Annotated in this window: 1 protein-coding gene; it reads right to left on the reverse strand. The window is 65.9% G+C overall.

The features are described 5' to 3' along the window. Window positions 1-114: 114 nt before the first annotated feature. The coding region (gene hisD / locus ACQZ6J_RS33855) for a histidinol dehydrogenase (protein WP_449087231.1) at window positions 115-1,409 on the reverse strand (1,295 nt) is incomplete at its 5' end.

Raw genomic sequence — 1,409 nt, forward strand, 5'->3', positions numbered from 1 at the left:
GCCCAATCCGATGCCCGAGGAAGCACCGGTGACGAGTGCGGTCTTGCCGTCCAATCGGAAGGAGGGTGTCCTGGGGAGCGGTGTGGTCATGGCGTGGGTCGTCCCGTCATCGTCTCACTCGGCCGCCTGGCCATAGGGCACGTTCCTGCCGCCATAGCGCCGGACCCTGACATTGGCCTGCTCGGCATGGCCGACGAAGCCTTCCAGCATGCACAGGCGCGAGCAGTAGGCGCCGATCTCGGCCGCCGCCGCATCCGTCAGGATCTTCTGGTAGGAATGGGTCTTCAGAAACTTCCCCACCCAGAGACCGCCCGTATAGCGGCCCGCCTTCCTGGTCGGCAGCGTGTGATTGGTGCCGATCACCTTGTCGCCGTTGGCGACGTTGGTTCGCGGCCCAAGGAAGAGCGCACCGTAGGAGTGCATCTTCTCCAGGAACCAGTCGTCGCGATCGGTCATGACCTGCACATGCTCCGAGGCGATGTCGTTGGCGACATCCAGCATCTCCTCGTAGCTGTCGCAGACGATGATCTCCCCATAGTCCTGCCAGGAGATGCGGGCCGTCTCCGCCGTGGGCAGGATGGCAAGCAGCCGGTCGATTTGCGAAAGCGTTTCCTGCGCGAGCTTGCGCGAGTTCGTCACCAGCACCGCCGGCGAGTTGTAGCCGTGCTCGGCCTGCCCGAGAAGGTCGGTGGCGCACACTTCAGCATCGACCGTCTCGTCGGCGATCACCATGGTCTCGGTCGGACCGGCAAACAGGTCGATGCCGACACGGCCATAGAGCTGTCGCTTCGCCTCGGCGACAAAGGCGTTCCCCGGCCCCACCAGCATGTCGACGGGCTTGATCGTCTCCGTGCCGAGCGCCATCGCGCCAACGGCCTGCATGCCGCCGAGCACGTAGATCTCGTGGGCGCCGGCCAGATGCATGGCGGCGACGATCGCCGGATGCGGCTCGCCCTTCTGCGGCGGAGCGGCCGCAACGATGCGCGGCACGCCGGCGACCGATGCCGTCAGCACCGACATATGGGCCGAGGCCACCATCGGGAACTTGCCGCCCGGCACATAGCAGCCCACCGACTGCACCGGAATGTTGCGGTGGCCGAGGATCACGCCCGGCAGCGTCTCCACCTCGATATCGCGCATCGAGGCCTTCTGCGCCTCGGCAAAGCGCCTTATCTGCGCCTGGGCGAACCGGATGTCGGCCATGTCGCGCGCGGAGACCTTGCTCATCGCCGCGTCGATCTGCGAACCCGTCAGACGGAATGAACCCGGCGAGAACTTGTCGAACCGCTCCGACAGCTCCCGGACAGCCGCGTCCCCGCGCGTCTCGATCTCCTTCAGCGTCGCCTCGACAATCGAGCGAACCTTCGCATCCTCCTCCGCACGCTCCGTCGCAGTCTTCCCAACCTTCA

Source organism: Rhizobium sp. A37_96, assembly GCF_053521765.1.